Annotated in this window: 27 protein-coding genes and 2 tRNA genes; 18 read left to right on the top strand and 11 right to left on the bottom strand. The window is 66.8% G+C overall.

What is annotated here, in order from left to right; translation table 11 throughout:
• Positions 1–125 precede the first annotated feature (125 nt).
• Positions 126–1211: an elongation factor P maturation arginine rhamnosyltransferase EarP gene (gene earP, locus AC07YS_RS22740; RefSeq protein WP_495269732.1), complete on the bottom strand. Its 1086-nt coding sequence runs from the start codon at positions 1209–1211 to the stop codon at positions 126–128.
• Between the two features lie 103 nt (positions 1212–1314).
• Between earP and AC07YS_RS22735 the strand changes: the two genes are divergently transcribed.
• Complete coding sequence (locus AC07YS_RS22735) at positions 1315–2763, top strand: M20/M25/M40 family metallo-hydrolase (protein WP_495269733.1); 1449 nt, start codon at positions 1315–1317, stop codon at positions 2761–2763.
• A 62-nt stretch (positions 2764–2825) separates the two neighbouring features.
• Here the strand turns inward: AC07YS_RS22735 and AC07YS_RS22730 are convergent, their stop codons facing one another.
• A complete protein-coding gene (locus AC07YS_RS22730) occupies positions 2826–4910 on the bottom strand; it encodes a gamma-glutamyltransferase family protein (RefSeq protein WP_495273914.1) in 2085 nt (694 codons plus the stop codon).
• A 151-nt stretch (positions 4911–5061) separates the two neighbouring features.
• On the opposite strand from AC07YS_RS22730, the gene uvrC reads away from it, so the two are divergent.
• Genes uvrC through AC07YS_RS22715 form a run of 3 tightly spaced genes read left to right on the top strand, consistent with a single transcriptional unit; the run spans position 5062 to position 8543 of the window.
• Complete coding sequence (gene uvrC / locus AC07YS_RS22725; protein WP_495269735.1) at positions 5062–7035, top strand: excinuclease ABC subunit UvrC; 1974 nt, start codon at positions 5062–5064, stop codon at positions 7033–7035.
• A 57-nt stretch (positions 7036–7092) separates the two neighbouring features.
• Positions 7093–7659: a CDP-diacylglycerol--glycerol-3-phosphate 3-phosphatidyltransferase gene (gene pgsA / locus AC07YS_RS22720; protein WP_062479069.1), complete on the top strand. Its 567-nt coding sequence runs from the start codon at positions 7093–7095 to the stop codon at positions 7657–7659.
• Positions 7656–8543 (top strand): DMT family transporter, encoded by an 888-nt coding sequence (locus tag AC07YS_RS22715; RefSeq protein WP_495269736.1) that lies wholly within the window; start codon positions 7656–7658, stop codon positions 8541–8543. The genes pgsA and AC07YS_RS22715 overlap by 4 nt, the downstream gene beginning before the upstream one ends.
• 16 nt (positions 8544–8559) lie before the next feature.
• Here the strand turns inward: AC07YS_RS22715 and AC07YS_RS22710 are convergent, their stop codons facing one another.
• A complete protein-coding gene (locus tag AC07YS_RS22710; protein WP_495269737.1) occupies positions 8560–9522 on the bottom strand; it encodes a LysR substrate-binding domain-containing protein in 963 nt (320 codons plus the stop codon).
• 70 nt (positions 9523–9592) lie between these two features.
• Between AC07YS_RS22710 and AC07YS_RS22705 the strand changes: the two genes are divergently transcribed.
• The 6 genes from AC07YS_RS22705 to AC07YS_RS22680 all read left to right on the top strand — a co-directional run bounded on the left by AC07YS_RS22705 (position 9593) and on the right by AC07YS_RS22680 (position 14954).
• The gene (locus AC07YS_RS22705; RefSeq protein ID WP_495269738.1) at positions 9593–10504 is read left to right on the top strand and encodes an alpha/beta fold hydrolase; all 912 of its coding nucleotides are present in this window, start codon (positions 9593–9595) and stop codon (positions 10502–10504) included.
• Entirely contained in the window at positions 10501–11586 is a 1086-nt protein-coding gene (locus AC07YS_RS22700; protein WP_062479058.1) for a tartrate dehydrogenase, read from the top strand. Before AC07YS_RS22705 ends, AC07YS_RS22700 begins: the two co-directional genes overlap by 4 nt.
• Positions 11587–11795: 209 nt before the next feature.
• Positions 11796–12068 carry an HU family DNA-binding protein gene (locus tag AC07YS_RS22695; RefSeq protein ID WP_007830705.1) on the top strand — a complete coding sequence of 91 codons (273 nt, stop codon included), beginning with the start codon at positions 11796–11798 and terminating at the stop codon, positions 12066–12068.
• A gap of 29 nt (positions 12069–12097) precedes the next feature.
• Positions 12098–12173: transfer RNA gene (locus AC07YS_RS22690), tRNA-Val, on the top strand.
• A gap of 76 nt (positions 12174–12249) precedes the next feature.
• Entirely contained in the window at positions 12250–14169 is a 1920-nt protein-coding gene (locus tag AC07YS_RS22685; protein ID WP_495266484.1) for a SurA N-terminal domain-containing protein, read from the top strand.
• A gap of 110 nt (positions 14170–14279) precedes the next feature.
• Complete coding sequence (locus AC07YS_RS22680) at positions 14280–14954, top strand: histidine phosphatase family protein (RefSeq protein WP_095744680.1); 675 nt, start codon at positions 14280–14282, stop codon at positions 14952–14954.
• 6 nt (positions 14955–14960) lie between these two features.
• Here AC07YS_RS22680 and AC07YS_RS22675 read toward each other — a convergent pair whose 3' ends face one another.
• Entirely contained in the window at positions 14961–15293 is a 333-nt protein-coding gene (locus AC07YS_RS22675) for a hypothetical protein (RefSeq protein WP_095744681.1), read from the bottom strand.
• 95 nt (positions 15294–15388) lie between these two features.
• Positions 15389–15637: a GlsB/YeaQ/YmgE family stress response membrane protein gene (locus tag AC07YS_RS22670; RefSeq protein ID WP_062479046.1), complete on the bottom strand. Its 249-nt coding sequence runs from the start codon at positions 15635–15637 to the stop codon at positions 15389–15391.
• A gap of 277 nt (positions 15638–15914) precedes the next feature.
• On the opposite strand from AC07YS_RS22670, the gene AC07YS_RS22665 reads away from it, so the two are divergent.
• Positions 15915–15990: transfer RNA gene (locus AC07YS_RS22665), tRNA-His, on the top strand.
• Between the two features lie 285 nt (positions 15991–16275).
• A complete protein-coding gene (locus AC07YS_RS22660) occupies positions 16276–16623 on the top strand; it encodes an H-NS histone family protein (protein ID WP_056583066.1) in 348 nt (115 codons plus the stop codon).
• Positions 16624–16720: 97 nt separating this feature from the next.
• On the opposite strand, the gene AC07YS_RS22655 is transcribed toward AC07YS_RS22660, so the two are convergent.
• On the bottom strand, positions 16721–17707 hold the full coding sequence (locus AC07YS_RS22655) for an NADPH:quinone oxidoreductase family protein (protein ID WP_495269743.1): 987 nt from the start codon (positions 17705–17707) through the stop codon (positions 16721–16723).
• Positions 17708–17835: 128 nt separating this feature from the next.
• On the opposite strand from AC07YS_RS22655, the gene surE reads away from it, so the two are divergent.
• The 5 genes from surE to rlmD all read left to right on the top strand — a co-directional run bounded on the left by surE (position 17836) and on the right by rlmD (position 22880).
• A complete protein-coding gene (gene surE / locus AC07YS_RS22650; protein WP_062479041.1) occupies positions 17836–18594 on the top strand; it encodes a 5'/3'-nucleotidase SurE in 759 nt (252 codons plus the stop codon).
• Positions 18595–18598: 4 nt separating this feature from the next.
• Positions 18599–19375: a protein-L-isoaspartate(D-aspartate) O-methyltransferase gene (locus AC07YS_RS22645; RefSeq protein ID WP_062479039.1), complete on the top strand. Its 777-nt coding sequence runs from the start codon at positions 18599–18601 to the stop codon at positions 19373–19375.
• Positions 19376–19386: 11 nt separating this feature from the next.
• The gene (locus tag AC07YS_RS22640) at positions 19387–20298 is read left to right on the top strand and encodes a peptidoglycan DD-metalloendopeptidase family protein (RefSeq protein ID WP_495269739.1); all 912 of its coding nucleotides are present in this window, start codon (positions 19387–19389) and stop codon (positions 20296–20298) included.
• Between the two features lie 4 nt (positions 20299–20302).
• Positions 20303–21376 carry a sigma-70 family RNA polymerase sigma factor gene (locus AC07YS_RS22635; protein ID WP_495269740.1) on the top strand — a complete coding sequence of 358 codons (1074 nt, stop codon included), beginning with the start codon at positions 20303–20305 and terminating at the stop codon, positions 21374–21376.
• A gap of 67 nt (positions 21377–21443) precedes the next feature.
• Positions 21444–22880: a 23S rRNA (uracil(1939)-C(5))-methyltransferase RlmD gene (gene rlmD, locus AC07YS_RS22630; protein WP_495269741.1), complete on the top strand. Its 1437-nt coding sequence runs from the start codon at positions 21444–21446 to the stop codon at positions 22878–22880.
• 46 nt (positions 22881–22926) lie between these two features.
• Here the strand turns inward: rlmD and AC07YS_RS22625 are convergent, their stop codons facing one another.
• On the bottom strand, positions 22927–23628 hold the full coding sequence (locus tag AC07YS_RS22625) for a Bax inhibitor-1/YccA family protein (RefSeq protein WP_062479032.1): 702 nt from the start codon (positions 23626–23628) through the stop codon (positions 22927–22929).
• Positions 23629–23799: 171 nt separating this feature from the next.
• Between AC07YS_RS22625 and AC07YS_RS22620 the strand changes: the two genes are divergently transcribed.
• Positions 23800–24207, top strand: a complete 408-nt coding sequence (locus AC07YS_RS22620) for a GlcG/HbpS family heme-binding protein (protein ID WP_495269742.1) — start codon at positions 23800–23802, stop codon at positions 24205–24207.
• Positions 24208–24390: 183 nt separating this feature from the next.
• Here the strand turns inward: AC07YS_RS22620 and hemP are convergent, their stop codons facing one another.
• The 4 genes from hemP to AC07YS_RS22600 form a co-directional block, all read right to left on the bottom strand.
• Positions 24391–24603 carry a hemin uptake protein HemP gene (gene hemP / locus AC07YS_RS22615; RefSeq protein WP_062479029.1) on the bottom strand — a complete coding sequence of 71 codons (213 nt, stop codon included), beginning with the start codon at positions 24601–24603 and terminating at the stop codon, positions 24391–24393.
• 104 nt (positions 24604–24707) lie between these two features.
• A complete protein-coding gene (locus tag AC07YS_RS22610; RefSeq protein WP_062479026.1) occupies positions 24708–25121 on the bottom strand; it encodes an ExbD/TolR family protein in 414 nt (137 codons plus the stop codon).
• Between the two features lie 8 nt (positions 25122–25129).
• Positions 25130–25846 carry a MotA/TolQ/ExbB proton channel family protein gene (locus AC07YS_RS22605; protein ID WP_062479023.1) on the bottom strand — a complete coding sequence of 239 codons (717 nt, stop codon included), beginning with the start codon at positions 25844–25846 and terminating at the stop codon, positions 25130–25132.
• 22 nt (positions 25847–25868) lie between these two features.
• Positions 25869–26216 (bottom strand): energy transducer TonB (locus AC07YS_RS22600; protein ID WP_495275470.1); only part of this gene is annotated, 348 nt, incomplete at its 5' end.

Genomic DNA, 26216 nt, shown 5'->3' with positions numbered 1-26216 from the left:
GTGCGCGGGGCCCTCGGCGCTGCATGCCGTCGTATCTGGCCCCGCCGTACATGTCCCGCGGCAGGTTTGGCGAAAGGCGTCCCCGACCGTGGCGGCCAGGGCTGAATTCCGCAAAGCCCGCTATTTTAGCTTTTTCCGGCGACCAGCTGCCGCAACTGGGCCAGCAGATCGTCCTGCGCGAGCAGCCTGCCGCGCGCCGCACGGGCGGTTTCGCGCCAGGCCTCCACCGGGCCGGGCGCGGGCAGGGGCGCGCCGCCGAAGCCGTTCCAGGCGTGGTGAAAAAGCCGCAGCCCCGGCGGGGCGCCGAGCCAGTCGAGCCAGGCGTTGAGCTTGACGTGGTGCGCGTCATCGTCCTGCGGGTAGATCTGCCAGACCAGCGGCGCGCCGGCCCAGAGGGCGCGCACCAGCGAGTCCTCGCCGCGCACGAAATTGAGGTCGCAGGCCCACAGCAGGTGGTCGAAATCCGCCTGGCTGAGGTAGGGGAGGTATGAAATTGATAGCGAACTTTGAACGTCCAACGGGCGATCTGGCATGCACGCCTGCACGGCACGCGCGGCCCGGCCTGCGGTGACCAGCAGGCGCGTGGGCACCGGGTCGACGTCCAGTTGGGCGAGCAGGGCGGCCAGCGCGGGCGGCTCGTAACAGAAGAGCGACACCAGGCGCTCGCCTTCCTGCCAGGGAATCTGCTGCGCCTCCAGCCAGCGGGCGCGGTCGAAGCGCGCCTGGCGCGCCATCAGGTCGGGCTCGCGCAGCAGGCCGCCGGTCGCGGGCGTGAAGCCCGGGTAGAAGAAACGTTTCGTCAGCCCGGCGCCCGGGCCCTTGAACACGGGCGAGGGCAGGCGGTGCAATTTCTCGACATAGGGTTCGGCCGACAGGTACTCGAGGTTGATCCAGGCCTGTGCGTGGCCCGGGGCCTGCGCGAAGCGCGCGATGAGCTCGGGCTCCGGGTCGCAGCCGAAGGCCTCGACCAACACGTCAGGCACAGGGTCGGCGACGGCACGGCGCACGGCTTCGGCGTCGGACCAGTCGATCACCTGCACGTCGTCGCAGCCGGCCGGCGCCATCCAGTTCAGCGCCGTGGGGTCGTCGACCCACAGCCGCGCGCGCTCGCCCGCCGCCGCCAGCTGGCAGGCCAGGCGCCAGCAGACGCCCAGGTCGCCGTGGTTGTCGATGACCTTGCAGAAGATGTCCCATTGCATGCGCGTGCCCATGGCCGCGAGTGTGCCTGTCTTCGCGGTCGCTCAGGCGCGGGCGAAAACGCGGCCCGCTTGCTATGCTGCCCTCGCCACAACAACCATCGGAGAGAGCCAGACCATGAGGATGCAGACCCGTCGCCGTTCGTCGTTTTCTTCTTCGCCCTTGAGCAGCGCCAAACGCGGCGTGCTCGCGCTCTCGCTGGCCCTGGCCAGCATCGCCGGCGCCCAGGCCCAGACCGCGCCGCTCACCGCGCAGCAGCAGCGCTTTCGCGAGATCTACAAGGAACTGATCGAGATCAACACCACCCACTCGGTGGGCGACAACACGGTCGCGGCGCGGGCCATGGAAAAGCGGCTGGTCGACGCGGGCTTCGCGCCCGGCGACATCCAGATCTTCGAGCCCTTCCCGAAGAAGGGGAACCTGGTGCTGCGCTTCAAGGGCGACGGCAGCAAGAAGCCGCTTCTGCTGCTGGCCCACATCGACGTGGTCGAGGCCCGCCGCGAAGACTGGAAGACCGACCCCTTCAAGCTGCAGGAAACCGGCGGCTACTTCACGGCGCGCGGCGCCATCGACGACAAGGCCATGGCCGCGGCGCTGGTCTCCGTGCTGGGGCAGCTCAAGCAGGAAGGCTTCAAGCCCAAGCGCGACATCATCCTGGCGCTCACCGCCGACGAGGAGCGCGGCGACGCGCTGAGCAACGGCGCCTTCTGGCTCATCAACAACAAGCCCGAGCTGCTGCAGGCCGAGTTCGGCATCAATGAGGGCGGCGGCGGCGAGCTGCGCGGCGGCAAGCCGAACCTGCACCGCATGCAGGTGGCCGAGAAGATGTACACCACCTACATGCTCGAGGCGCGCGACGTGGGCGGCCACAGCTCGGTGCCCACCAAGACCAACCCGATCTACGCGCTCTCGGCCGGCCTGGAGCGCCTGGGCAACTACGCCTTCCCGATCAAGCTCGCGGACGTCACCAAGACCTACTTCGCACGCAGTGCGCCCTTTGCCACCGGCCAGCTGGCCGACGACATGCGCGCCATCGGCACCGGCAACCCCGACGCTGGCGTGCTCGAGCGCATGACGGCCAACCCGGCCTACAACGCGCAGCTGCGCACCACCTGCGTGGCGACGATGGTGCAGGCCGGCCATGCCGAGAACGCGCTGCCGCAATCGGCCAAGGCCACGGTCAACTGCCGCATCCTGCCGCACGACGATCCGGAGGAGGTCGAGCGCCTGCTGACCCAGGCCGTGGGCAACGACAAGATCGTGGTGCGCAACATGGGCAAGCCGCTGCGCAGCCCGGCCTCGCCGCTGAACGGCGATCTCGTGAAGACGGTCGAGACGCTCACGCAGCAGATGTGGCCCGGCGTGCCCGTGGTGCCCGCCATGAGCACCGGCGCCACCGACAGCCGGTTCCTCCGCAACGCCGGCATCCCGATGTACGGCGTGACCGGCATGTTCCTCGAGCCGGCCGATGCGCGCGCGCACGGGCTGGACGAGCGCATCGAGATCCAGCGCCTGTACGACGGGCGCGAGTTCCTGTACCGGCTGGTGTCGGAAGTCGCGAAGTAAACAGGCGGGTGATCAGGCAAGGGGGCTGGCGCAGCGAAGGCGGCGCCAGCCCCCTTTGTCGTTCAGGGCGCGAAGGTGTCGCCCAGCACGATGCCTTCGCGGCGCGGGTCTGCGCCGCCGGTCAGTGCGGGCTTGCCGCCGACATTCGTGCGGATGATGGTGCTCACGCCGCTGGACTGCGCCCCCAAGTTCACCGTGTGGCCGAGCGCGCGCAGGCCGGCAATCAGCGGGTCGTTGTTGCCCGAGTTGGAGGTGTCGATGGTCGGGTGCTCGCCGCCCACGTTGGTGAGGCTGTAGGTGGCGCCAGGGGGCGTCGGTGGTGGGGTGTTGGTGGCACCGAAGTCGACCAGTGATGTGGCTTGTTGCGCATCGAGTCCCCAGTCGAGCGCGCCGACCAGTGTCTTGACCACGTACTGGATGATCGTGCCGCCGCCCGGCGAGCCGGTGCCCATCACGAACTCGCCCATGCTGCCGTCGGTGTTCTTCTTGAACACCAGCGTCGGCGCCATCGTGCTGCGCGGGCGCTTGCCGGGGGCGACGCGGTTGGCGAACTTCACGTTTGGGGTCACCGAGGTGTCGATCGGGTTGAGGGCGAAGTCGGTCAGCTGGTTGTTCAGCAGGAAGCCCTGCGTCATGTGGAACGAGCCCATGCTGCCTTCCACCGTCGTGGTCATCACGACCACGTTGCCTTGCTTGTCGACGACGGTGAAGTGCGTGGTGCCATGCTCTTCGGTCTTGTCGATGCCCAGCGGCACGTCGCCCCGATCGCCAGCCTTGGCGAGGTTCATGCTCTTCGTCAGGCTGATGAGGCTGGCGCGGCCCTGCAGGTAGGACTTGTCGATCAGCATGGCGGGGCTGCCGCCGGGCAGCGGCACGAAGTCGGTGTCCGCCACGTACTTGTCGCGGTCGGCATACGCCAGCCGCTCGGCCTCGCTCACCAGGTGCACGCCCATCACGCTCGGCTTGCCGCCTTCGAGGTCGATGGCGGTCGGCTTGTACAGGCCCAGGTTGAAGGTCTCGAGGATGCCGAGGGTCGCCACCACCGCGATGCCGCCCGAGGACGGCGGCGACATGCTGCAGATGTAGTACTCGCGGTAGGTGCCGCAGACCGGGTCGCGGCGCTTGGCCTTGTAGTTGGCCAGGTCGGCCAGCGTGGTCTTGCCGGGCGTGATGGCCGAGCCGTCGCTGGCCGCCGTGGTGACGCCGATCTTGTCGACGATGCCCTTGGCGATGTCGCCTGTGTAGAAGGCGTTGGCGCCCTGTGTGGCGATGGCGTTCAGCGTCCTGGCGTAGGCCGGGTTCGTGAGCCTCGCGCCCAGCGCCTTGGGCGTGCCGTCGGCGTTGAAGAAATAGGCCGTGGCGTCGGCGTCGCGCTTCAGGCTCGATGCGGAACCCGCGATGGCGGTCGCCATGCGTCCGCCGATCAGGAAGCCGTCGGACGCCAGCGTGATGCCATAGCCGAACAGGTCTTTCCAGGGCAGCTTGCCGTGGTCTTGATAAGCGATGTCGAGCATGCGCACGGCGCCGGGCGTGCCGATGGAGCGGCCGCTCGCTCGGGCGCCGCCGGGCTTGGGTGCGGTCTGGTCGTTCGTGTCGTCGATCCAGCGCAGGTAGTTCTCGGTGGCCGCGGCAGGCGCCGTCTCGCGACCGTCATAGGCCTGCACCTTCTTCGTCGCCGCGTCGTAATGGAGCATGAAAGCACCGCCGCCCAGCCCGCTCGACTGCGGCTCGACCAGGCCGAGCACGGCCTGCACCGCCACCGCCGCATCGACCGCGCTGCCGCCGGCTTTCAGCACGTCGCAGCCGGCGCGCGTGGCCAGCGGATGGTTCGCGACCACCATGTAGTTCTTGGCGTACACCAGCTTGTGGCCGGGCACATAGCCCGACGCCGGCTCGGGCGCGGCCGGATCGCCCGGGTCGCCCGAGCCGACGACCACGGAGGTGCCGCTGCTCGGGATCTGGCAGCCGTTGTCGGCGGCGGGCGGGGCCGTGGGCGCGGGCTGGTTGGCTGCGTTGATCGCGGCGATGGCCGCGACCAGTGCGGCGTTGTTCTGCGCGTTGTTGCTGTTGCCGCCGCAGCCGGCCACGGCCAGCGAGAGCGCGAGGGGCGTCAACGCCCACCATGCGCGCACGGAGTTCTTCTTCATGAATATTTCCCTTTGCTGTTAATTTGAATGCCAAAAAAGACAATGGGCGCTCCCCGGCGCCCGCTGCGATCTTGAGCACATTCCGTTCCTGTCCGTGTCGCCTTTGCGTCGGGCCCAGCCGGCCCTCACGCCGCGCGCCACAATAGCCGTCATGTCCGACGTGCATTCCGATCAATTGCTCAGCGAAGTCGCGGCCCTGCCGCAGTTGCCGGGTGTCTACCGCTATTTCGACGCGGCCGGCGCCGTGCTGTATGTGGGCAAGGCGCGCAACCTCAAGAAGCGGGTTGCCAACTACTTCCAGAAGAGCCACGGGGGCACCCGCATCGGCCACATGATCTCGAAGATCGTGCGCATGGAGACCACGGTGGTGCGCTCCGAGGCCGAGGCGCTGCTGCTCGAGAACAACCTGATCAAGACGCTCAAGCCGCGCTACAACATCCTGTTTCGCGACGACAAGAGCTACCCCTACCTGAAGATCGCCTCGCACGGGTTTCCGCGGCTGGCCTACTACCGCGGCGCGGTCGACAAGAAGCACCGCTACTTCGGTCCGTATCCGAGCGCGTGGGCGGTGAAGGAATCGATCCAGCTGCTGCAGAAGGTGTTCCGCCTGCGCACCTGCGAGGACACGGTGTACGCCAACCGCACGCGGCCCTGCCTGCTGTACCAGATCAAGCGCTGCAGCGGCCCCTGCGTGGACCTCATTTCGCCCGAGGCCTACGCGCAGGACGTGGCCAGCGCCGAGGCCTTCCTGCTCGGCGACACGCAGGGCGTGCTCTCCACGCTGGAGCAACGCATGACGGCGCACGCCGAGAAGCTCGAGTTCGAGCAGGCGGCCGAGCTGCGCAACCAGATGTCAGCCATCTCGCGCGTGCTGCATCAGCAGTCGATCGAGGTGGTGTCCGACAAGGACGTCGACATCCTCGCGGTCAAGGTGCAGGGCGGCAAGGCCTGCGTCAACCTCGCGATGGTGCGCGGCGGGCGCCACCTGGGCGACCGCGCGTACTTTCCGGTGCACGTGGACGACGCGGCGCAGATCCACCACGGCGAGCTCGACGCCGAAGACGGCGCTGACCCGGTGGTCGCCGACCCGATCGAGGTGCAGGTGCTCGAAGCCTTCATCGCCCAGCACTACATCGACGTGCCGGTGCCCGCCACGCTGGTGCTGGGCCGGCAGGTGAGCCGCGCGCTCATCGAGGCGATTTCGCAGCAGGCCGGCGCGCGCGTCACGGCCGTATTCCAGCCGCACGAGCAGCGCCGCCACTGGCTCGAGATGGCCGAGACGAATGCGGGCCTGCAGTTGGCGCGGCTGCTGGCCGAAGAGGGCTCGCAGCAGGCGCGCACCCGTGCGCTGGCCGATGCGCTCGAGCTGGCCTCGGACGACCTGGAGAACTTCCGCGTCGAGTGCTTCGACATCTCGCACACGGCGGGCGAGGCCACGCAGGCCTCGTGCGTGGTGTTCGCGCACCACACGATGCAGAACCGCGAGTACCGCCGCTACAACATCGAGGGCATCACGCCCGGTGACGACTACGCCGCCATGCGCCAGGTGCTGCACCGCCGCTACGGCAAGCTGGCCGAGGCGCTCGCGGCCGAGACGCAGGCGCTGGCGCCGGGCGATGCCGAGAGCGAAGGGGCCGAGGGCGTCGAGGCGCCGCCGCCCCGGACGCCGGCCGCGCGCATGCCCGACCTGGTGCTGGTCGATGGCGGCAAGGGCCAGGTGTCGATGGCGCGCGAGGTGTTCAGCGAACTGGGCCTGCCGCTGTCGCTGATCGTCGGCGTCGAGAAGGGCGAGGGCCGCAAGGTCGGGCTCGAAGAACTGGTGTTCGCCGACGGCCGCGAGAAGGTCTACCTCGGCAAGGATTCGGCCGCCCTGATGCTGGTGGCCCAGATCCGCGACGAGGCGCACCGCTTCGCCATCACCGGCATGCGGGCCAAGCGCGCCAAGGTGCGCGTGGGCGGCAGCCAGCTCGAAGACATTCCGGGCATCGGCCCGAAGCGCCGGGCGCGCCTGCTGCAGCGTTTCGGTGGCATCCGCGGCGTGGCGGCGGCGAGCGTCGAAGACCTCGCCTCGGTCGAAGGCATTGCCACCGAACTGGCCGAGGAAATCTATCGCGCGCTGCGTTGAAGCCGGGATTGCCCCCGTCCTTCCGGCGCTTCACGCGTGCATGACACAATCGCCCGCATGTTCTGGACCCTACCGACCATCATGACCTGGACGCGCATCGTCGCGATTCCGTTGATCGTCGGCGTTTTCTACCTGCCGATCAGCGAACCGACGCGCAACCTGATCGCCACGGTCATGTTCATCGTGTTCGCCGCCACCGACTGGCTCGACGGCTACCTGGCGCGCAAGCTCAACCAGACCTCTTCCTTCGGCGCCTTCCTCGATCCGGTGGCCGACAAGTTTCTCGTCTGCGCCGCGCTGCTGGTGCTGGTGCATCTGCAGCGCGCCGACGTGTTCGTGGCGCTCATCATCATCGGCCGCGAGATCGCAATCTCGGCGCTGCGCGAATGGATGGCGCGCATCGGCGCCGGCAAGAGCGTGGCGGTCCACATGATCGGCAAGGTCAAGACGACCGTGCAGATGGTCGCGATTCCCTTCCTGCTCTATGACGGGCACCTCTTCAAGGTGATCGACACCGGCCTCTGGGGCCAGTGGCTGATCTGGATCTCGGCGGTGCTCACCGTTTGGTCGATGGTCTATTACCTGCAAAAGGCCATTCCCGAGATCCGGGCCCACTCCAAATGACCGCGGCCGTCTCGGTCCGCAACGCAGGCTGGCTGCGGGTGATGCCGGCGGTCTTCGTGCTGATCTGGAGCACGGGTTTCATCGTTGCGCGCTATGGCATGCCCTATGCGCCGCCCCTCAAGTTCCTCGCCGTGCGCTATGCGCTGTCGCTCGCCTGCTTCGGCGTGTGGGTCATGCTCGCGCGCGTGGCGTGGCCGGCGAAGCGCGCGCAATGGGGGCACCTGGCGGTCACGGGTGTGCTGATGCAGGCCGGCTACCTGGGCGGCGTCTGGGCGGCGGTGCATGCGGGCATGGGCGCGGGGCTTGTCGCGCTGTTGGTCGGCATCCAGCCGGTGCTCACGGCGGTGTGGCTGTCCTTCAACGGCGGGCGCATTTCGGGACGGCAGTGGACCGGGCTTGCGCTGGGTTTCGCCGGGCTGGTCTTGGTGGTGTCGCGCAAGCTGGGGCAGGGCGCCGAGGTCAACGCGCTGACGATGGGGCTGGCCGTGATGGCGCTGCTGTCGATCACGGCGGGCACGCTGTACCAGAAGCGCTTCGTCGCGCCTTGCGACGTGCGCAGCGCCAGCGCGGTGCAGATGGCCGCCGCGCTGCTCGTGACCCTGCCTTTCGCCGCGCTCGAGGCGCAGGCCATCGAATGGAACACGCATTCGATCGGCGCGATGGCGTGGTCGGTGCTGGCGCTGTCGCTGGGCGGCAGTTCGCTGCTCTATATGTTGATCCAGCGCGGCACGGCCACCGCCGTCACCAGCCTGCTGTACCTCGTGCCGCCGTGCACGGCGCTGATGGCCTGGCTGCTGTTCGCCGAACCGATCACCTGGACCACGGTGCTGGGCATCGGGCTGACGGCTGTCGGCGTGAGCCTCGTGGTGCGCGCGGAGCGCTGACGGCGCTTTCTCTTTTTCAGCGCCCGGCCGGCTTGGCCGGCTTCCAGGGCTCCGAACGGAACTGCTCGACGAGGTGATCGACCAGCAGGCGCACGCGGCGCGGCGTCTTCGGTCGCCACGGCGCGACCCAGTGGATATCGGCGTCGGGCATGCTGTACAGCGGCAGCACGCGCACCAGTTCACCGCTTGCGAGCTGCGGTGCGATGTCCCAGAGGCTGCGCAGCATGACACCGTGGCCCGCGAGGCACCAGTCGCGCACCATTTCTCCTGAATTGCTCGTGAGCGGACCTTGCACCCGCACGCGCGCCGTGCTGCCGTCGCGCGCGTGGCGCAGCGTCCAGAGCGCGAACTGGCGCGACTGCGCGGCGTCGCCGTTCTCGCGCGCGATCAGGCAGTCGTGCGTGGCCAGCGCTTCCACCGTGGCCGGTGTGCCTCGGCGTGCCAGGTAATCGGGCGAGGCGGCCAGCACGCGCTGGTTGCGCGCGATGCGGCGCGTGGTCCAGTCGGCGGCGCGGTGCTGCTGCACCGCCCACAGCCAGACCGCGCCGTCGTAGCCTTCGGCGCCGAGGTCGGGCAGCTGCTCGGTCAGCAGCAGCTCGACCTGCAGGCCGGGGTGCTGCGCCTGGAAGTCGGCGAGTGCCGGGCCGAGCCAGTGCCGGCCAAAGCCGAAGGTGGCCGCGAGGCGGACCGTGCCGATCAGCGCGTTCTGCCGTTCGCCGAGTTCGCTTTCGAGCGCCGCGAAGCCTTCGAGCAGCGTGCGCGCATGCAGGCACACGGCCTCGCCTTCGGCCGTGACGCTGAGCCGCCGCGTCGTGCGGTCGAACAGCCGCTGCCCGAGCCGGGCCTCCAGCGCGCCGAGCCGCTTGGTGATGACCGAGGGCACCACGTCGAGCGTGGCGGCCGCGCCGGCCAGGCTGCGCTGGTCGCGGATGGCCAGCACCAGTTCGAGATCGCCGCGTTCCATTGCGTGGGGATTCATGCCAAAGTGGAAAGTATGAATTGGCTGATTGTTGCTTGATGACCGCCGGGGTGCAACGCACAATCGCGGCGTGACGGCTTCCTTCCTCGACTTTCCCCGCTTCGACATCGCCCGCGATGGCGTGCGCATCCACGGTCGCATCGGCGGGCAGGGCGCTCCCTTGCTGCTGTTGCACGGCCATCCGCAGACGCATGCGATGTGGCACCGCGTGGCACCCGCGCTGGCCGAGCGCTTCACGGTGGTGGCCGTGGACCTGCGCGGCTACGGCGACTCGGGCCGTCCGGCGGCCGACGCCGAGCACGCGGTCTACAGCAAGCGGGAGATGGCGCGCGACGCGCTGGCCGCCATGCATCACCATGGCTTCGAACGCTTCGTCGTGCTCGCGCACGACCGCGGCGCGCGTGTGGCGCATCGGCTCGCGACCGACCATCCCGGCGCGGTCGAGCGCATGCTGCTGCTCGATATCGCGCCGACGCTGGCCATGTACGAAGGCACCTCCGAAGCTTTTGCCAAAGCTTATTGGCACTGGTTCTTCCTGATCCAGCCGCCGCCGCTGCCCGAGGCGCTGATTGCGTCCGACCCGGTGCGCTACGTGCGCAGCGTGATGGGCGGGCGGCATGCGGGGCTCGCGCCGTTCGCGCCCGAGGTGCTGGCCGAGTACGAACGCTGCATCGCCATCCCGGGCACGGCCGAATCCATCTGCGAGGACTACCGCGCCTCCGCCACCATCGACCTCGTGCACGACCGCGCCGACATCGCCACCGGCCGCCGCCTCGCGCAGCCGCTGCGCGTGCTGTGGGGCGAACACGGGGCGGTGGGGCGCGCGTTCGATGTGCTTTCGCTGTGGCGCGAACGGGCCGACGACGTGTCGGGCCGCGCGCTGCCCTGCGGCCACTACATCCCCGAAGAAGCCCCCGACGCCTTGCTGGCCGAGGCGCTGAATTTTTTCGTTTCCCCTGAACACCCAGGAGCCACTTCATGAGCACCCACAGAATCGCAGTCATCGCCGGCGACGGCATCGGCAAGGAAGTCATGCCCGAGGGGCTGCGCGTGCTCGATGCGGCGGCGCGCAAATTCGGCATCGACCTGAAGTTCGACCACTTCGACTTCTCGAGCTGGGACTATTACGAGAAGCACGGCCAGATGCTGCCCGACAACTGGAAGGACCAGATCGGCGGCCACGACGCCATCTTTTTCGGCGCGGTCGGCTGGCCCGAGAAGATTCCCGACCACGTGTCGCTGTGGGGCTCGCTGCTCATGTTCCGCCGCGAGTTCGACCAGTACATCAACCTGCGTCCCGCGCGCCTGATGCCCGGCATCGTCGCGCCCGTGGTGCGCCGCGACGGCACGCCGCGCGCGCCCGGCGAGATCGACATGTACATCGTGCGCGAGAACACCGAGGGCGAGTATTCGAGCATCGGTGGGCGCATGTACCAGGGCACGCCGCGCGAGATCGTGGTGCAGGAAACCGTGATGTCGCGCGTGGGTGTCGACCGCGTGCTGAAGTTCGCGTTCGAGCTCGCGCAGTCGCGGCCGAAGAAGCACCTGACCAGCGCCACCAAGTCGAACGGCATCTCGATCACCATGCCGTACTGGGACGAACGCGTGGTGGAAATGGCCAAGGGCTACCCGGGCATCACGCTGGACAAGTTCCACATCGACATCCTCACGGCGCACTTCGTGCAGCGGCCCGACTTCTTCGATGTGGTGGTGGCGAGCAACCTGTTCGGCGACATCTTGTCGGACCTGGGCCCGGCCTGCACCGGCACGATCGGCATCGCGCCCAGCGCCAACCTCAACCCCGAGCGCACCACGCCCTCGCTGTTCGAGCCGGTGCACGGCTCGGCGCCGGACATCGCCGGCCAGGGCATCGCCAACCCGATCGGCCAGATCTGGTGCGGCGCGATGATGCTGGAGTTTCTCGGCCACAAGGACGCGCACGACGCGATCCTGGCGACCATCGAGAAGGTGCTCGCGCCCCAAAGCGGCGCACCGCGCACGCCGGACATCGGCGGTCGGGCGGGCACGGCCGACCTCGGAAAGGCAATTGCCGAGGCCCTTTGAAAAGTACGTCGCGAAACGCCCCTAAAATCGCGCGCTCCGCTGGGCTGCAGTGCGTTGTGTCTTATTGACACCCCGCAGACCAGTGGTTGTAATCCTCGCTGGCAGTGCGCTGCCGAGGCGTCAGGCCTGCCATGTTCTTGAGTCGCTCCCGTCGCGGCCAGGTCGCAGCTGACGAAAGCCGACCAACTTTTTTTCGACAAGGGGCCCTTGTGAACAAGACCGAACTGATTGAGCACATCGCAAAGAACGCCGATATTTCCAAAGCCGCAGCGACCCGTGCGCTCGAATCCACCATTGGCGCCATTCGTACCACGCTCAAGAAGGGCGGTTCCGTGTCGCTCGTCGGTTTCGGCACTTTCGCAGTCGGCAAACGCGCAGCCCGCACCGGCCGGAATCCCCGCACCGGCGACGCGATTAAAATCAAGGCAGCCAAGATCCCGAAGTTCCGTCCCGGCAAGGCGCTCAAAGACGCGCTGAACTGAGGCTGTAGACTCGGAGAGTATTCCAGGTGGGGTGCTTAGCTCAGTTGGTAGAGCGGCGCCCTTACAAGGCGTAGGTCGGGGGTTCGAGCCCCTCAGCACCCACCACCACCCGATGCAAAGGCGAACACCGGTTCGCCTTTTTTATTGCCGTCCGGCGCCCGTCGAAAAAGAGTGTTCAAGCATGTTTGATACCTTCCGCAAGTACAACAAAGTCGTGATGATTTTCTTGTTCTTGCTGATCATTCCCTCGTTTGTCTTCTTTGGTGTCGAGCGCTACCAGGGCATGGGCGGCGACGAGAAGGTGGCCCGCATCCAGGGTCACGACATCACCAAGCCCGAGTGGGACCAGCAGCACCGCGTCGAGACCGATCGCATCCGTCAGCAGTCGCCCAACGTCGATCCGACGCTGCTCGACTCCGACGCGCTGCGCTACGCCACGCTGGAACGCATGGTGCGCGATCGCGTGCTGGCGGCTGCGGCGGTCAAGACCAACATGTCGGTGTCCGAAGACCGTCTTACGCGCATGTTCGCGCAGGACGCCGGCCTGGCTGCGTTCCGCACGGCCGACGGCAAGTTCGACCGCGAAGCCTTCCTGCGCGCCACCGGCCGCACGCCCGAGCAGTACGAAGCATCGGTGCGCGCCGACATGGCCTCGCAGCAGGTGCTGCTGGGCGTGACGGGCACGAGTTTCGCACCGGCCGCACTGACCGCGGCCACGGTGAATGCCTTCTACGACCGCCGTGAAATCCAGGTCGCGCGCTTCGCGCCCGAGAGCTTCGCCTCGAAGGTCACGGTCAGCGATGCCGACATCGAGACCTACTACAAGGACCACACGTCGCAGTTCCAGGCGCCGGAGCAGGCCAGCATCGAGTACCTCGTGCTCGACCTCGAAGCCGCGAAGAAGAACATCGTCGCGAACGAAGCCGACCTCAAGACCTACTACGAACAGAACACCGCGCGCTTCGGCACCAAGGAAGAACGCCGTGCAAGCCACATCCTGATCACCGCGCCGGCCAGCATGTCCAGCGGCGACCGCGCCAAGGCGAAGGCCAAGGCCGAGCAGCTGCTGGCCGATGTGAAGAAGGCACCGGCCACCTTCGCCGACGTGGCACGCAAGAACTCGCAGGACCCTGGCTCGGCCGAGAAGGGCGGCGACCTTGACTTCGTCACGCGCGGCGCGATGGTCAAGCCGTTCGAAGATGCGATGTTCGCGCTCAAGAAGGGCGACATCAGCGACCTCGTCGAGACCGAGTTCGGCTATCACATCATCCAGCTGACCGACATCAAGCCGGCCGTGGTGCCGCCTTTCGAGAAGGTGCGCGCGACCATCGAGAACGAAGTGCGCGCCCAACAAGCCACGCAGGAATTCGCGAAGGCTGCGGAAATTTTCACGGACACCGTGTACCAGCAGCCCGAGAGCCTCAAGCCGGCCGCCGAGAAGCTGAAGCTCACGATCCAGACTGCGACCAACGTGCCGCGCACGCCCGCACCGGGCGCCACCGGCCCGCTCGCCAGCCGCAACTTCCTGCAGGCGCTGTATGCCTCCGACTCGCTCGACCGCAAGCAGAACACCGAAGCTATCGAAGTCGGTCCGAACCAGCTCGCATCGGGCCGCGTGACGCAGTACACGGCCGCGCATCCGATTCCGCTGGCCGAGGTGAAGGACAAGATCCGCGCACAGCTCATCACCGAGCGCGCCGCAGCACTGGCCAAGACCGAGGGCGAAGCCAAGCTCGCCGCCTGGAAGGTGAAGGCCGACGGCGCCACCTTCGGCGCGCCGGTCACGGTGTCGCGCATCGATGCGCAGTCGCAGCCCGCACCGGTGATCGACGCCGCACTGCGTGCCGACGGCGCCAAACTGCCCGCGCTGCTCGGCGTGGACCTGGGCACGCAAGGCTATGCCGTGGTCCGCGTGACCAAGGTCGTGCCGCGCACGCCGCCGACGGCCGAACAGGCGCAGCAGGAAAGCATGCAGATCGCCCAGTCGGTGACTGCCGCCGAAGCCGCTGCCTACTACGAGCTGCTGAAGCAACGCTTCAAGGTGGAGATCCTCGTGCCGAAGCCGGCCGACACGCTGCCGACCGCTGCCGCGGCGCGCTGAGACAGACGGGCAACTGCTGCTCGCCACAAGCCCGGGTTCGACGACCCGGGCTTTTTTTTTGGTCGCACGAGGGACAAGCGCGTGTCGCGCTTCTTGCCAGAATCCGGCGCATGGGAACCCTTTACCTCGTGCGCCACGGGCAGGCCAGCTTCGGTGCTGCCGACTATGACAACCTGAGTGAACTCGGACACCGGCAGTCCGTGCGCCTGGGCGAGTACTGGCGCGAACGCGGCATGCGTTTCGATGCCGTCATCACCGGCACCCTGAAGCGCCATAAACAGACCTGGGAAGGCATCGCGCAGGGGCTCGGGCTGTCGCGCGACGACGTGCTGCCCTGGCCGGGGCTCAACGAATACGACAGCGAGGCCGTCATTGCCACGGTGCACCAGGGCAAGCTCGAGAAGCCTGATTCACCCGAGATGTACCGCCATCACTTCCGCCTGCTGCGCGATGGGTTGGGTGCATGGATGCAGGGGCGCACGGCGCCAGTCGGCATGCCGAGCTATGTCGACTTCCTGGCCGGTGTGACCACGGCGCTCGACCATGTGCGCGAACGACACCACGGCGCAAAGGTGCTGGTGGTGTCGAGCGGCGGGCCGATCAGCACCGCGGTCGGCCATGTGCTCGGCACGAGCGCCGAGACGACCATCGAACTCAACCTGCGCATCCGCAACAGCTCGGTGACCGAATTCGCCTTCACGCCGAAGCGGCACATGCTCGTGACCTACAACACCTTGCCGCACCTCGACGGCCCGGCGTACGAGGACTGGGTCACCTACTCCTGAACGGCGTCAGGCCTGCCAGACGCCATAGCCGGCGCGGCGCAGGGCGATGCCCAGGTCGACCTCCATCAGCCGTGCATCGTCATACGGCATCGGGTTGTAGCGTTCGTAGAGCGCGGGCAGCAGTCGCAGGCCGAACTCCTGCACGAAGCGGTTGGCCTGGATGCCGGCCTTGTGCTTGTCGAAGCGGATGTCGGGGTCCAGGCCGGTCATGCCGACATAGACGAAGGGCTTGCCGAGCTGGTAGTCGGGGTTGGCGCGCCGGAAGCGGCCGTTGTTCCAGACGCGGTCGTCGAGTTCGACCACATAGACGTGGTGACGGGCGCGTGGTTTGCGGGGCATCGGCGGGAAGGCCTCGCGAGGCTGGCTGAAGAAGTGTGGGGCCCAGGCAGCCGGAAGAACCGCCGGCCGCGTTGCGCGGCACGGCGTCAGGGGCATCAGCTCTTGCGCTTGATGAGGCCGTAGAGAATCAGGAGCACGATCGCGCCCAGCACGGAGGCGATGAAGCCGGCGCCCTGGCCGGCGGTGTACCAGCCCATTGCCTGGCCGAGGTAGGTCACGCCCAGCGAACCTGCAATGCCGATCAGCGTGGTCACGATGAAGCCGGCGGAATCGTTGCCCGGCTTGACGGCCCGCGCCACGAGACCCACGACGAACCCGATCAGGATAGTCCAGACGATGCTCATGAAGAAGTTCCTTTGATGAAGTGAAGTGGCGAAAGCCGGGTCCGGTCGGGCCGCTCGCATTCATGATAGCGGAGCCATTCGCGGCTCAGCGTCGTCCAGGCACATCGAATGGGCGACTGCGAAGTTATGCCCATGGGGCAGGGCGCATGTGTGGCGGCAGGCCATCGCTGAGGGTCTCTGGAGGCGCTGGGCTGCATGTCGGTGTGGCATTTCGGCGTCTTTGGTGATCGCGGGATCGAAAGCCGCGATTTTTAACGCTACAATCAGAGGCTCTACGGTGGCTGTAGCTCAGTTGGTAGAGTCCCAGATTGTGATTCTGGTCGTCGTGGGTTCGAGTCCCATCAGCCACCCCAAAAAATTCAGTCCCAGCGCTATTTCTTAATAGCACCCAAGGGATTCCAACGCCGGGCTTGCCCGGCGTTGTCATTTCTGGCTTCGCCGTCGCTTCAAGCGCCTGGTTGCACGCCGCATTCTTTCCCCGCTACCCGCGATTTTGAAAGTACCCAAAATGGTGCGCATGTGTTGCGGATTGTTGCATTCCGCCAATGCGCCTGCATTTTTCTGCTGAAAAGGCGCTTGTGGCAAAAGTGGTTTGAATTAGAATTCAGCCGTTTTCAATTCACAACAGGAGTCCAACAATGGCTTCGTCACTCGCCGATATCAATTCCCAGATCCAGAAGCACGACGAGCAGATTGCGCAATTGCGCAAGCAGGCCGAAGACCTGCGTAACCAGGAACGGGCCGGCGTGATCGAAGAAGTGCGCAGGAAGATTGCGGAATACGGTTTGACCGCTTCCGATCTGAAGCTGGGTGGTGGCCGTGCTGCTGCAACCAAGCGCAGCGCAGGTCCTGCAGCCGCCAAGGCCGCCGCCAAATACCGCGGCCCGACGGGCGAAACCTGGTCCGGTGGCCGTGGCCGCAAGCCGCGCTGGGTCACGGAAGCCCTGGCAGCCGGCAAGTCGCTCTCCGATTACGAGATCAAGTGATTGCCTGCCGAATCAGTTGGACATTCGCCCAATAAAAAAGCCCGCTTCGGCGGGCTTTTTTATTGGATGGCGCACACAGCGATGTGCGCGCGTGCGATCAGTTCACCATCACCAGTTTTCCCTTGACGCCGCGCGATCCCATGTGCGCATAGGCGGCCTTCAATTCGGCCATCGGCATCGTGCTGTCGATCACCGGCTTGATTTTTCCCTGGCCGTACCACTGGGCCAATTCGGCCATCATCTGTGCATTGGCCTTGGGTTCGCGCTTGGCGAAATCGCCCCAGAACACGCCCACGAGCGACGCGCCTTTGAGCAGCGTGAGATTCAATGGCAGCGACGGGATCGGGCCCGATGCAAAACCGACCACCAAATAGCGACCACGCCAGCCAATCGAGCGGAATGCCGGTTCTGCGAAATCGCCGCCCACGGGGTCGTAAATCACATCAGGGCCTTTGCCGTCGGTCGCGGCTTTGATGGCATCGCGGAAACCATTGGGCAGCGCGTGCGTCGTGTAATTGATGGTCGCGTCGGCGCCGATCGAGTGGCACAGTTCGCACTTTTCGTCGGTCGAGGCTGCCGCGATCACTTTGGCACCCGCCGCCTTGGCGATCTGGATGGCCGCGGTGCCCACGCCGCCGGCCGCGCCGAGCACCAGCACGGTTTCGCCGGCCTTGAGCTGCGCGCGGTCCATCAGTGCGTGCCACGAGGTGGCGTAGATCATGATGAAAGCGGCAGCATCCACGTGGCCGAAACCTTCGGGCAGCGGCATGCACAGCGCGGCGGGCGCCAGCGTGTGGGTGCCGAAGCCGCCTGTGCCCGACAGGCACGCCACGTTCTGCCCGACCTTGAGGTGTGTGACGCCTTCGCCCACCGCCTGGATCACGCCCGCATATTCCGATCCGGGAACGAAGGGCAGCGGCGGCTTCATCTGGTACTTGTTCTGCACGATCAGCAGGTCGGGGAAATTCAGGCTGGCCGCCTTGATCTCGATCAGCACCTGGCCCGGGCCCGGCGTGGGGGTGGGCAGTTCTTTCCAGGTCAGCGCGTCGACGCCGGTGGGGTTTTCGCATAGCCATGCGTGCATGCTCGGGGTCTCCTTCGAATGAGTCGTGTGGGCAATGAATTCGGGGCGATGATAGGCGGCGCTGTGGTGCGGCGTTGTCCCTGCTGCGACGCACCCCGCACCTACAATCCGCTGCACCCAGAAGCACCATGAAGATACTTATTTCCAATGACGATGGCTTTCAGGCGCCGGGCATCGTCGCGTTGCACGACGCACTCAAGGACATCGCCGACGTCGAGGTGGTGGCACCCGAGCACAACAACAGCGCCAAGTCGAACGCACTCACGCTGGCCGCGCCGCTGTACGTGCACAAGGCGCACAACGGTTTCCGCTATGTGACGGGCACGCCGGCCGATTGCGTGCACATCGCGCTCAAGGGCCTGCTCGACTACCGCCCCGACCTGGTGGTCTCGGGCATCAACAACGGCGCCAACATGGGCGACGACACCATCTATTCAGGCACCGTGGGCGCGGCGATGGAGGCCTACCTGTTCGGCATCCCGGCCATCGCCTTCTCGCAGATCGAAAAGGGCTGGGCGCACGTGGATGCGGCGGCCCAGGTGGCGCGCCGACTGGTGCAGCAGATCGAGCGCGAAAAGATGCTCGGCGGCCCCGCCTTCCTGCTCAACGTGAACGTGCCGAACCGCCCGTTCGACGAACTGAAACCGGTCAAGGTGTGCCGGCTCGGGCGCCGCCACGCGGCCGAAAAGGTGATCACGCAGGACAGCCCGCGCGGCGAAACCATGTACTGGATCGCCGGTGCAGGCAGCGCCAAGGACAGCGGGGAGGGCACCGACTTCCACGCGACCGCGGCCGGCCACATCGCGCTGACGCCCTTGCAGATCGACCTGACCGACCACGCCAACCTGGGCCAATGGCGCGAGACGGTCGCCCGTCTCGGCAATTGACGACATGGCGACCCCTCCACGGCCCAGTTTCCCGGTTCGACTGACCCCCACCGCTTCGGCCGCCACGCGCGGGCGCATGCCCGCCGTGCCGGTCAAGCCGATGGTCCCGTCCACGCCTTCGATGGCGTCCGATGCCGTGCGGGCGCGCATGGTGCAAAAGCTCGCGGCGCAGGGCATCACCGATGCGCGCGTACTGCGCGCCATGGGGACCGTCGAGCGGCACCGTTTCGTCGACAGCGCGCTGGTCAACCAGGCGTATGAAGACACCAGCCTGCCGATCGGGCTGGGGCAGACCATTTCCAAGCCCAACGTGGTGGCCCGCATGATCGAGCTGCTGCTGGGTGCGCCGGCGCTGGTCGGCAAGCCGCAAGAACGGCTGGGCCGCGTGCTCGAGATCGGCACCGGCTGCGGCTACCAGGCCGCGGTGCTGAACGAAGTGGCGACCGAGGTCTACAGCATCGAACGCCTGCGCGGACTGCACGAGCGCGCGCGCACCAATCTGCGGCACTTCCGCCTGGCCACCGTCCACCTGATGTTGGGCGACGGCATGATCGGCTACGCGAAGGGCGCGCCGTACGCGGGCATCATCGCCGCGGCAGGCGGCGAGGCCGTGCCCGAGGCCTGGATCGCGCAGCTCGCGGTGGGCGGGCGCATCGTCGCGCCGACCCATTCCGCCACTGGTGGACAGGCCCTCGTCGTGATCGACAAGACCCCCCGTGGGCTCGAGCGGCGCATTCTTGAGGCGGTTCACTTTGTCCCCCTAAAATCGGGCATCGCTTGAAGGAATAACAAATGCAGGGTTTTGGCAATCGGAGTTTGTTCGCAGGCATCACGTTGGCTGTTGTGCTCGTGATCGCGGGCTGCTCCGCACCGCGCGGTCCCGCACCGGTCGAAGACCGGGGCACCATGACGCGCGCACCCGGGGCAACGACGCCCGGCGGTCCTCCCATCACGACCGACGCGTCCGGCAAACCGCTCCCCGGTATCGAGAACTACGGCAAGCCCGGCTACTACGCCGTGCGCCCCGGTGACTCCATCCGCCGCATCGGCAGCGAAACGGGCCAGCGCTGGCAGGACATCGTGCGCTGGAACAACCTCGACAACCCCGACCTGATCGAAGTCGGCCAGGTGTTGCGCGTGATTCCGCCCACCGGTGGGAGCACGGCGGCTGCCACGGCACCGTCCACCTCTGCGCCTGCCGCGGCCACCGAGGCGACGACCAAGCCGGTGGCCCCGCAGGCGTCCGTCACGCCGGCCGTGCCGGCCAGCGGCGCGAGCGGCACCACCAAGCCGCCGGTCACGGCCTCGCCTTCGGGCCCGAGCAGTTCGGGTGACGACGACCTGGGCTGGATCTGGCCTGCCAGCGGTTCGCTGATCGCCGGTTTCGACGAAGCCAAGAACAAGGGCTACGACATCAGCGGCAAGGCCGGCGACCCCGTGCTCGCCGCGGCCGACGGCCGTGTGGTCTACGCCGGTGCCGGCCTGCGCGGCTACGGCAACCTGATCATCCTGAAGCACAACAACACCTACCTCACGGCGTATGCGCACAACCAGACGCTGCTCGTGAAGGAAGACCAGTCGGTTCAGAAGGGCCAGAAGATCGCCGAAATGGGCAACAGTGACGCTGATCGCGTGAAGCTGCATTTCGAGATCCGCCGCCAGGGCAAGCCCGTCGACCCGTCGCGCTATCTGCCCAACCGGTGATGCCATGGCTGCCTCCCGCCCTCTTCGCACACTGCCCGTGCGTGGGCTGGCGGGGCAGGGCAGCCCTTCACCTCGAAGCAACGGTGGCCGCAATGGTCATCAGGACAGCGGCGACGAGCCGCTGAGCACGGACTCTCTTCCCGACGACCCCGCAGCGGACCCGTCGACTCCCTCAGCAGCATCGGCCCCGCCCCACGGCACCGCCGCCGAGGTCATGGGCGGCGAGGGCGCCGATGCCCTGACTATCTACCTGCGCCAGGTCCGGCGCACCGGACTCTTCACTCCCGCCGAGGAATATGCCACCGCCTGCGCCGCACGCGCCGGCGATTTCGCGGCGCGGCAGTCGATGATCGAGCACAACCTGCGGCTCGTGGTCAACATCGCCAAGAACTACCTGGGGCGCGGCATGCCGCTGTCCGACCTCATCGAGGAAGGCAACCTCGGGCTGATGCATGCCATCACGAAGTTCGAGCCCGAACGCGGATTTCGCTTCTCTACATATGCGACCTGGTGGATCCGCCAATCGGTCGAGCGCGCCGTTATCACGCAGTCGCGGGCGATCCGCCTGCCGGTGCATGTTGTGCGCGAACTGCAGCAGGTCCTGCGGGCGCGTCGTACGCTCGAGGGCGACGCGGAGTTCCTCGCGAGCCGGCCGGACGGCGTGCGCGTCGAGGACGTGGCCGCGCTGCTCGGCCGCGAGGTGCAGGCGGTGGCCGACCTGCTGGCGCTGGCCGAGGCGCCGCGTTCGCTCGATGCGGGCGACGCGCGCGGCGAAGAAGGCTTCACGCTGGCCGACACCGTGGCCTCCGACGACGAGCAGGGCAACCCTGCCGGCGTGACGCACACGCACGAGGTGGAGCGCCTGCTCGACCAGTGGGTGCAGGCCCTCAATGCGCGGGAGCGCGAGGTGCTCGAAGGCCGCTACGGCCTGCACGACCGGGAGCCCGAGACGCTCGAGGTGCTGAGCGTGCGGCTGGGCCTGACGCGCGAGCGCGTGCGGCAGATCCAGAACGAGGCCCTGGCCAAGATGCGCAAGCAGCTGGCGCGCTCCGGCGTCGGCCGTGACGCGCTGTTCTAGCGGTGTAAAGAAAAGAAGGTAACCCGTCGCGCCGGGACCGCCCCGGCCACGCTGAGACAATCGGGGGATGACGGAATCCATCGAAGAAAAGAAAGTCCCCGCGAGCCCCGCCGATGAATGGCTCCAGGTCGAGTCGCTCGACCTGGACGCGCAAGGCGTCTCCCACAAGTCCGACGGCATGGTCGTGTTCATCGAAGGCGCATTGCCCTTCGAGGAGGTGCAGTTCAACGTCCACCGCCGCAAGAACAACTGGGAGCAGGGCACGGTCACGCAGATCCGCCGCGAATCCTCGCAGCGCGTGCGCCCGGGTTGCCCGCACTTCGGCCTGCACACGGGTGCGTGCGGCGGCTGCAAGATGCAGCACCTGGACGCCGCCGCCCAGGTGGCCGTGAAGCAGCGTGCACTGGAAGACAACCTCTGGCACCTGGGCAAGGTCAAGCCCGAGAACCTGCTGCGTCCGCTCGAAGGCCCGGCCTGGCACTACCGCTACCGCGCGCGCCTGTCGGTGCGCCATGTGGTCAAGAAGGGCACGGTGCTGATCGGCTTCCACGAGCGCAAGAGCCGCTACCTGGCCGACATGCAGGTCTGCCCCGTGCTGCCCAAGCAGGTCAGCGCCATGCTGATGCCGCTGCGCGCGCTGATCGGTTCCATGGATGCACGCGACACCTGCCCGCAGATTGAGCTGGCCTGCGGCGACGCGCCGGACTCCACCGCGCTGGGCACCATCGCCCTGGTGCTGCGTCACCTGGAGCCGCTGTCGGGCGCCGACATCGGGCGGCTCAAGGCGTTCACGGCCGAGAACGAGGGCGTTCAATGGTGGCTGCAGGCCAAGGGCCCGGACACCGTGAAGCTGCTGGAAGAGGGCGGTACGCCGCTGGCCTACCGCCTGCCCGCGTTCGGTGTGACGATGCCGTTCAAGCCCACCGATTTCACCCAGGTCAACCCGCACATCAACCGCGCGCTGGTCGGCAAGGCGCTGCGCCTGCTCGACGTGCAGCCCGAGGAGCGCGTGATCGACTGGTTCTGCGGCCTGGGCAACTTCACGCTGCCGCTGGCGAGCCAGGCGCGCGAGGTGCTGGGCATCGAGGGCAGCGACACGCTGGTGGCACGCGCCACCGACAACTTCCAGAGAAACCAGCCTGCAACGCCCGAGCGGCGTGCGCTCTCGGCCACCCGGTTCGTGGCGCGCAACCTGTTCGACATGACGCCCGAGATGCTGGTGGCCGACGGCAGCGCCGACAAGTGGCTGGTCGATCCGCCGCGCGAAGGTGCCTTCGCGCTGGCCAAGGCCATGGCCGACCTGCACCAGCAGCCTGAATTGCGCACTGGTGGCTGGACGCCGCCCAAGCGCATCGTCTACGTGAGCTGCAACCCGTCGACGCTGGCGCGCGACGCCGGCCTGCTGGTGCACCAGGCGGGCTACCGCTGCACCTTCGCGGGGGTGGTGAACATGTTCCCGCACACCGCGCACGTCGAGTCGATCGCGGTCTTCGAGCTGGAATGAAAAAAGGCCCCTCGGGGCCTTTTTTCTTAGGGTCGGAGCAAGCCGCTCAGTCGCGCTCGCCGCCGAAGATGCCCAGCAGGGCCAGCAGGCTCTGGAACACGTTGAACATGTCCAGGTACAGGGCCAGCGTGGCGCTGATGTAGTTGGTTTCGCCGCCGTCCATGATCTGCTTCAGGTCATAGAGCATGTAGGCCGAGAAGATGCCGATGGCCGCCACCGAGATCACCAGCATGCCGGTGCTCGAGCCCACGAAGACGTTGATGACGGCGCCGAGCATCAGCACCAGGGCGCCGACGAACAGGAACTTGCCCATGCCCGACAGGTCGCGCTTGATGACCGTGGCCAGCGAAGCCATCACGAAGAACACGCCGGCGGTGCCGCCGAAGGCCGTCATGATCAGTTCGGGGCCGTTCTTGAAGCCCAGCACCATCGCCAGCAGGCGCGACAGCATCAGACCCATGAAGAAGGTGAAGCCCAGCAGCACCGGCACGCCGGCGGCGGAGTTCTTGGTCTTCTCGATCGCGAACATGAAGCCGAAGGCGCCGCCGAGGAAGACGATCAGGCCGAGTCCGCCGGTGAGCGAGCGGGTGATGCCGGTGCTCACGCCGATCCAGGCGCCCAGCACGGTGGGCAGCAGGCTCAGCGCCAGCAGCCAGTAGGTATTGCGCAGCACGCGCTGGCGTTCGGCCTGCGGCAGTGTCTGGCCGTAGCCGGTGGAAGTGTCGAGGGTGGTCACACGGTCGTTCATGGCCGAAGCTCCTGAGGTTGCTGCATGCAATGACACGCAGTTGGGCGCATTCTAGGGGGCTGCAAGAGGGGGCCTTGCAAAGACCGTATGCCCGTTGTTCTTAAGCCCCCGCGGGACGCTGCGGCGCCCCGCCGTTATGCTGTCGGGTTTCGACGCAACCTGAGCTTATCCATGAAGACCAAATCATTCCTCGAACTCGCCGACGTCAAGGCCATCGCCGCTGCAGCGGAAGCCGAGGCCCTGAAGAACAACTGGGCCGTGACCATCGCCATCTCCGACGACGCCGGCAACCTGCTCTGGCTGCAGCGCCTGGACGGTGCCGCCGCGCTGTCCTCGCACATCGCTCCCGCCAAGGCGCACACCGCCGCCATGGGCCGTCGCGAGAGCAAGGTCTATGAAGACATCATCAACGGCGGCCGCACCGCGTTCCTGACGGCGCCCCTGGTGGAAGGCCTGCTCGAAGGCGGCGTGCCGATCGTGAAGGACGGCCACGTTATCGGCGCCGTGGGCGTGAGCGGCGTGAAGTCGAACGAAGATGCGCAGATCGCCAAGGCCGGCATCGCCGCGCTCGACCTGTAAGCCTTTTCATTCGCCCAAAGCAAAACGCCGACCAGATGGTCGGCGTTTTCTTTTTCGGGGCTTCAGCGTGAAAAAAAGCTTGGCTAGTCGGCGAACCGTTGGCTAGCAAAAAACGACCCTTCGGAGATGAATCTCCTCGAGTCGCCCCACGATGAAACTTGCGCGAGGGGCGGGCTGAACGACCTACTTGGTCAGGATCAGCTTGCCGAGTTTGGTGGCCTGAAGCCGGTAGAGCGAGCCGTTGTGCATGATGCCCACGGTCTTGCTTCCTTTCAGAAGCTCCGTGCTTTCGACCATCGGCGCCGGACGCGCTGCCTGGATCGATGCATGACCGCCACCCGATTGGTCGAGCGAAGGGTGGTTCAGGACAGAAAAGGCATTCGGGGTGGCTGGCATCTGGAGTTCCCTTTATGGAAGCGATGAGTGAATGATAATGATTCTCAATATAAAGTCAATCGTCGCGATCAACTTTTTTTCGATCATTTCCTCACTCGTTCAGATCACTTCGTGTCGGGCTCGGTGATGAAGCCGATCTTGCGCACGCCGGCTTCGCGTGCCTCGGCCATGGCCTTGGCCACGCGCTCGTAGCGCACGGCCTTGTCGCCGCGGATGTGCAGCTCGGGCTGCGGTTCCTTGGCGGCTTCGGCGGCCAGGCGGTTCGGCAGCTCGCTGTCGTCGATCTTCTGTTCGTTCCAGTAGTAGGCGCCGTCGGCCGTGACGCTGAACAGGATGTTCTGCGGCTTGGGCTGCTCAGGCTCGCTGCTGGCGCGGGGCAGGTCGATGTTGACCGCGTGCTTCATGACCGGCACGGTGATGATGAAGATGATCAGGAGCACCAGCATGACGTCGACCAGCGGCGTCATGTTGATCTCGTTCATCACCTCATCGGGTTCGTCTTGCGTTCCGAAAGCCATGATGCTGCTCAGCCCTTCTTGAGCGGAACCACGACGGCTTCGCCGCTGCCGCTTTGCACGCGGGCGCCGGTCACGAAGTAGGCGTGCAGGTCGTGGGCGAAGCTGTTGAGCTTGGTCAGCACGAACTTGTTGCCGCGCACCAGGGCGTTGTAGCCCAGCACCGCGGGAATGGCGACTGCCAGACCCAGGGCCGTCATGATCAGTGCTTCGCCGATCGGGCCGGCCACCTTGTCGATGGTCGCCTGGCCAGCCGAGCCGATGCTCATCAGCGCGTGGTAGATGCCCCAGACCGTGCCGAACAGGCCGATGAACGGCGCCGTCGAACCCACCGAAGCGAGGATGGCCAGGCCGGTCTGCAGGCGCGCCGTGAAGGCGTCGATGCCGTTGCGCAGGGCGCGCGTGATCCAGTCGCTCACGTCGAGCGCGTCATGCAGGTGCGCCTTGGTGTTGCGGTGGTGGGCGGCGGCTTCGCGGCCCTCGAGCGCCAGGGCGCGGAAGGGGTTGCTGTCGTCGGTGCCCAGCTTGTTCAGGGCGGTGGCGAAGTCTTCGCTGTGCCAGAAGTCCTGCGAGTGCTTGGCCAGGCGCTTGTATTTGATGACGTCGAGCGCCTTCACGATGATCACGATCCACGATGCGAGGGACATGCCGATCAACAGAACCGCGACAGCCTTGGTGACGAAGTCGCCCTGATTCCAGACGTTCATCAAGCCAAATTGGGAATCCATACGAAGTTGCTCCAGAGAAAAATTAGTTCAGGACGTAGTTGACGGGGGCGTCGTAAGACATGGCCTGCACCACGCCGTTGACCTTGCCGGGCACGAACCGGCATTTCATGATGTATTCGACGGCGGCCTCGTCGAGGCGGTCGAAGCCGCTGGACTTCTTGACCTCAGCGCTCTTGGGCAGGCCGTCGGCGCCCACGAGCACGCGCACGATCACCTTGCCCTGCTCGCCGAGCCGCTTGCTCATGGCGGGGTAGACCGCCTTCGGGTTCTGCAGGTAGTCGGCATTGCTCGACGGCAGCTGCACGGCGGGCGGCGCCGGGGGCGACGGCGGCGGTGCGGGAGGGGCCGGCGGCGCGGGCGGTGCCGGTGG

It is taken from the genome of Variovorax sp. GW458-11-26-14-LB1, assembly GCF_059423965.1.
The sequence above is the reverse complement of the archived record's forward strand: the minus strand, read 5'-3'. Positions and strand labels throughout refer to the sequence as shown.

What these genes read in the sequence shown, in the direction of transcription:
- earP (WP_495269732.1), bottom strand. Translation starts at nt 1,211, where the DNA reads ATGGGCACGCGCATGCAATGGGACATCTTCTGCAAGGTCATCGACAAC.
- AC07YS_RS22735 (WP_495269733.1), top strand. Translation starts at nt 1,315, where the DNA reads ATGAGGATGCAGACCCGTCGCCGTTCGTCGTTTTCTTCTTCGCCCTTG.
- AC07YS_RS22730 (WP_495273914.1), bottom strand. Translation starts at nt 4,910, where the DNA reads ATGAAGAAGAACTCCGTGCGCGCATGGTGGGCGTTGACGCCCCTCGCG.
- uvrC (WP_495269735.1), top strand. Translation starts at nt 5,062, where the DNA reads ATGTCCGACGTGCATTCCGATCAATTGCTCAGCGAAGTCGCGGCCCTG.
- pgsA (WP_062479069.1), top strand. Translation starts at nt 7,093, where the DNA reads ATGTTCTGGACCCTACCGACCATCATGACCTGGACGCGCATCGTCGCG.
- AC07YS_RS22715 (WP_495269736.1), top strand. Translation starts at nt 7,656, where the DNA reads ATGACCGCGGCCGTCTCGGTCCGCAACGCAGGCTGGCTGCGGGTGATG.
- AC07YS_RS22710 (WP_495269737.1), bottom strand. Translation starts at nt 9,522, where the DNA reads ATGAATCCCCACGCAATGGAACGCGGCGATCTCGAACTGGTGCTGGCC.
- AC07YS_RS22700 (WP_062479058.1), top strand. Translation starts at nt 10,501, where the DNA reads ATGAGCACCCACAGAATCGCAGTCATCGCCGGCGACGGCATCGGCAAG.
- AC07YS_RS22685 (WP_495266484.1), top strand. Translation starts at nt 12,250, where the DNA reads ATGTTTGATACCTTCCGCAAGTACAACAAAGTCGTGATGATTTTCTTG.
- AC07YS_RS22680 (WP_095744680.1), top strand. Translation starts at nt 14,280, where the DNA reads ATGGGAACCCTTTACCTCGTGCGCCACGGGCAGGCCAGCTTCGGTGCT.
- AC07YS_RS22675 (WP_095744681.1), bottom strand. Translation starts at nt 15,293, where the DNA reads ATGCCCCGCAAACCACGCGCCCGTCACCACGTCTATGTGGTCGAACTC.
- AC07YS_RS22670 (WP_062479046.1), bottom strand. Translation starts at nt 15,637, where the DNA reads ATGAGCATCGTCTGGACTATCCTGATCGGGTTCGTCGTGGGTCTCGTG.
- AC07YS_RS22660 (WP_056583066.1), top strand. Translation starts at nt 16,276, where the DNA reads ATGGCTTCGTCACTCGCCGATATCAATTCCCAGATCCAGAAGCACGAC.
- AC07YS_RS22655 (WP_495269743.1), bottom strand. Translation starts at nt 17,707, where the DNA reads ATGCACGCATGGCTATGCGAAAACCCCACCGGCGTCGACGCGCTGACC.
- surE (WP_062479041.1), top strand. Translation starts at nt 17,836, where the DNA reads ATGAAGATACTTATTTCCAATGACGATGGCTTTCAGGCGCCGGGCATC.
- AC07YS_RS22645 (WP_062479039.1), top strand. Translation starts at nt 18,599, where the DNA reads ATGGCGACCCCTCCACGGCCCAGTTTCCCGGTTCGACTGACCCCCACC.
- AC07YS_RS22640 (WP_495269739.1), top strand. Translation starts at nt 19,387, where the DNA reads ATGCAGGGTTTTGGCAATCGGAGTTTGTTCGCAGGCATCACGTTGGCT.
- AC07YS_RS22635 (WP_495269740.1), top strand. Translation starts at nt 20,303, where the DNA reads ATGGCTGCCTCCCGCCCTCTTCGCACACTGCCCGTGCGTGGGCTGGCG.
- rlmD (WP_495269741.1), top strand. Translation starts at nt 21,444, where the DNA reads ATGACGGAATCCATCGAAGAAAAGAAAGTCCCCGCGAGCCCCGCCGAT.
- AC07YS_RS22625 (WP_062479032.1), bottom strand. Translation starts at nt 23,628, where the DNA reads ATGAACGACCGTGTGACCACCCTCGACACTTCCACCGGCTACGGCCAG.
- AC07YS_RS22620 (WP_495269742.1), top strand. Translation starts at nt 23,800, where the DNA reads ATGAAGACCAAATCATTCCTCGAACTCGCCGACGTCAAGGCCATCGCC.
- hemP (WP_062479029.1), bottom strand. Translation starts at nt 24,603, where the DNA reads ATGCCAGCCACCCCGAATGCCTTTTCTGTCCTGAACCACCCTTCGCTC.
- AC07YS_RS22610 (WP_062479026.1), bottom strand. Translation starts at nt 25,121, where the DNA reads ATGGCTTTCGGAACGCAAGACGAACCCGATGAGGTGATGAACGAGATC.
- AC07YS_RS22605 (WP_062479023.1), bottom strand. Translation starts at nt 25,846, where the DNA reads ATGGATTCCCAATTTGGCTTGATGAACGTCTGGAATCAGGGCGACTTC.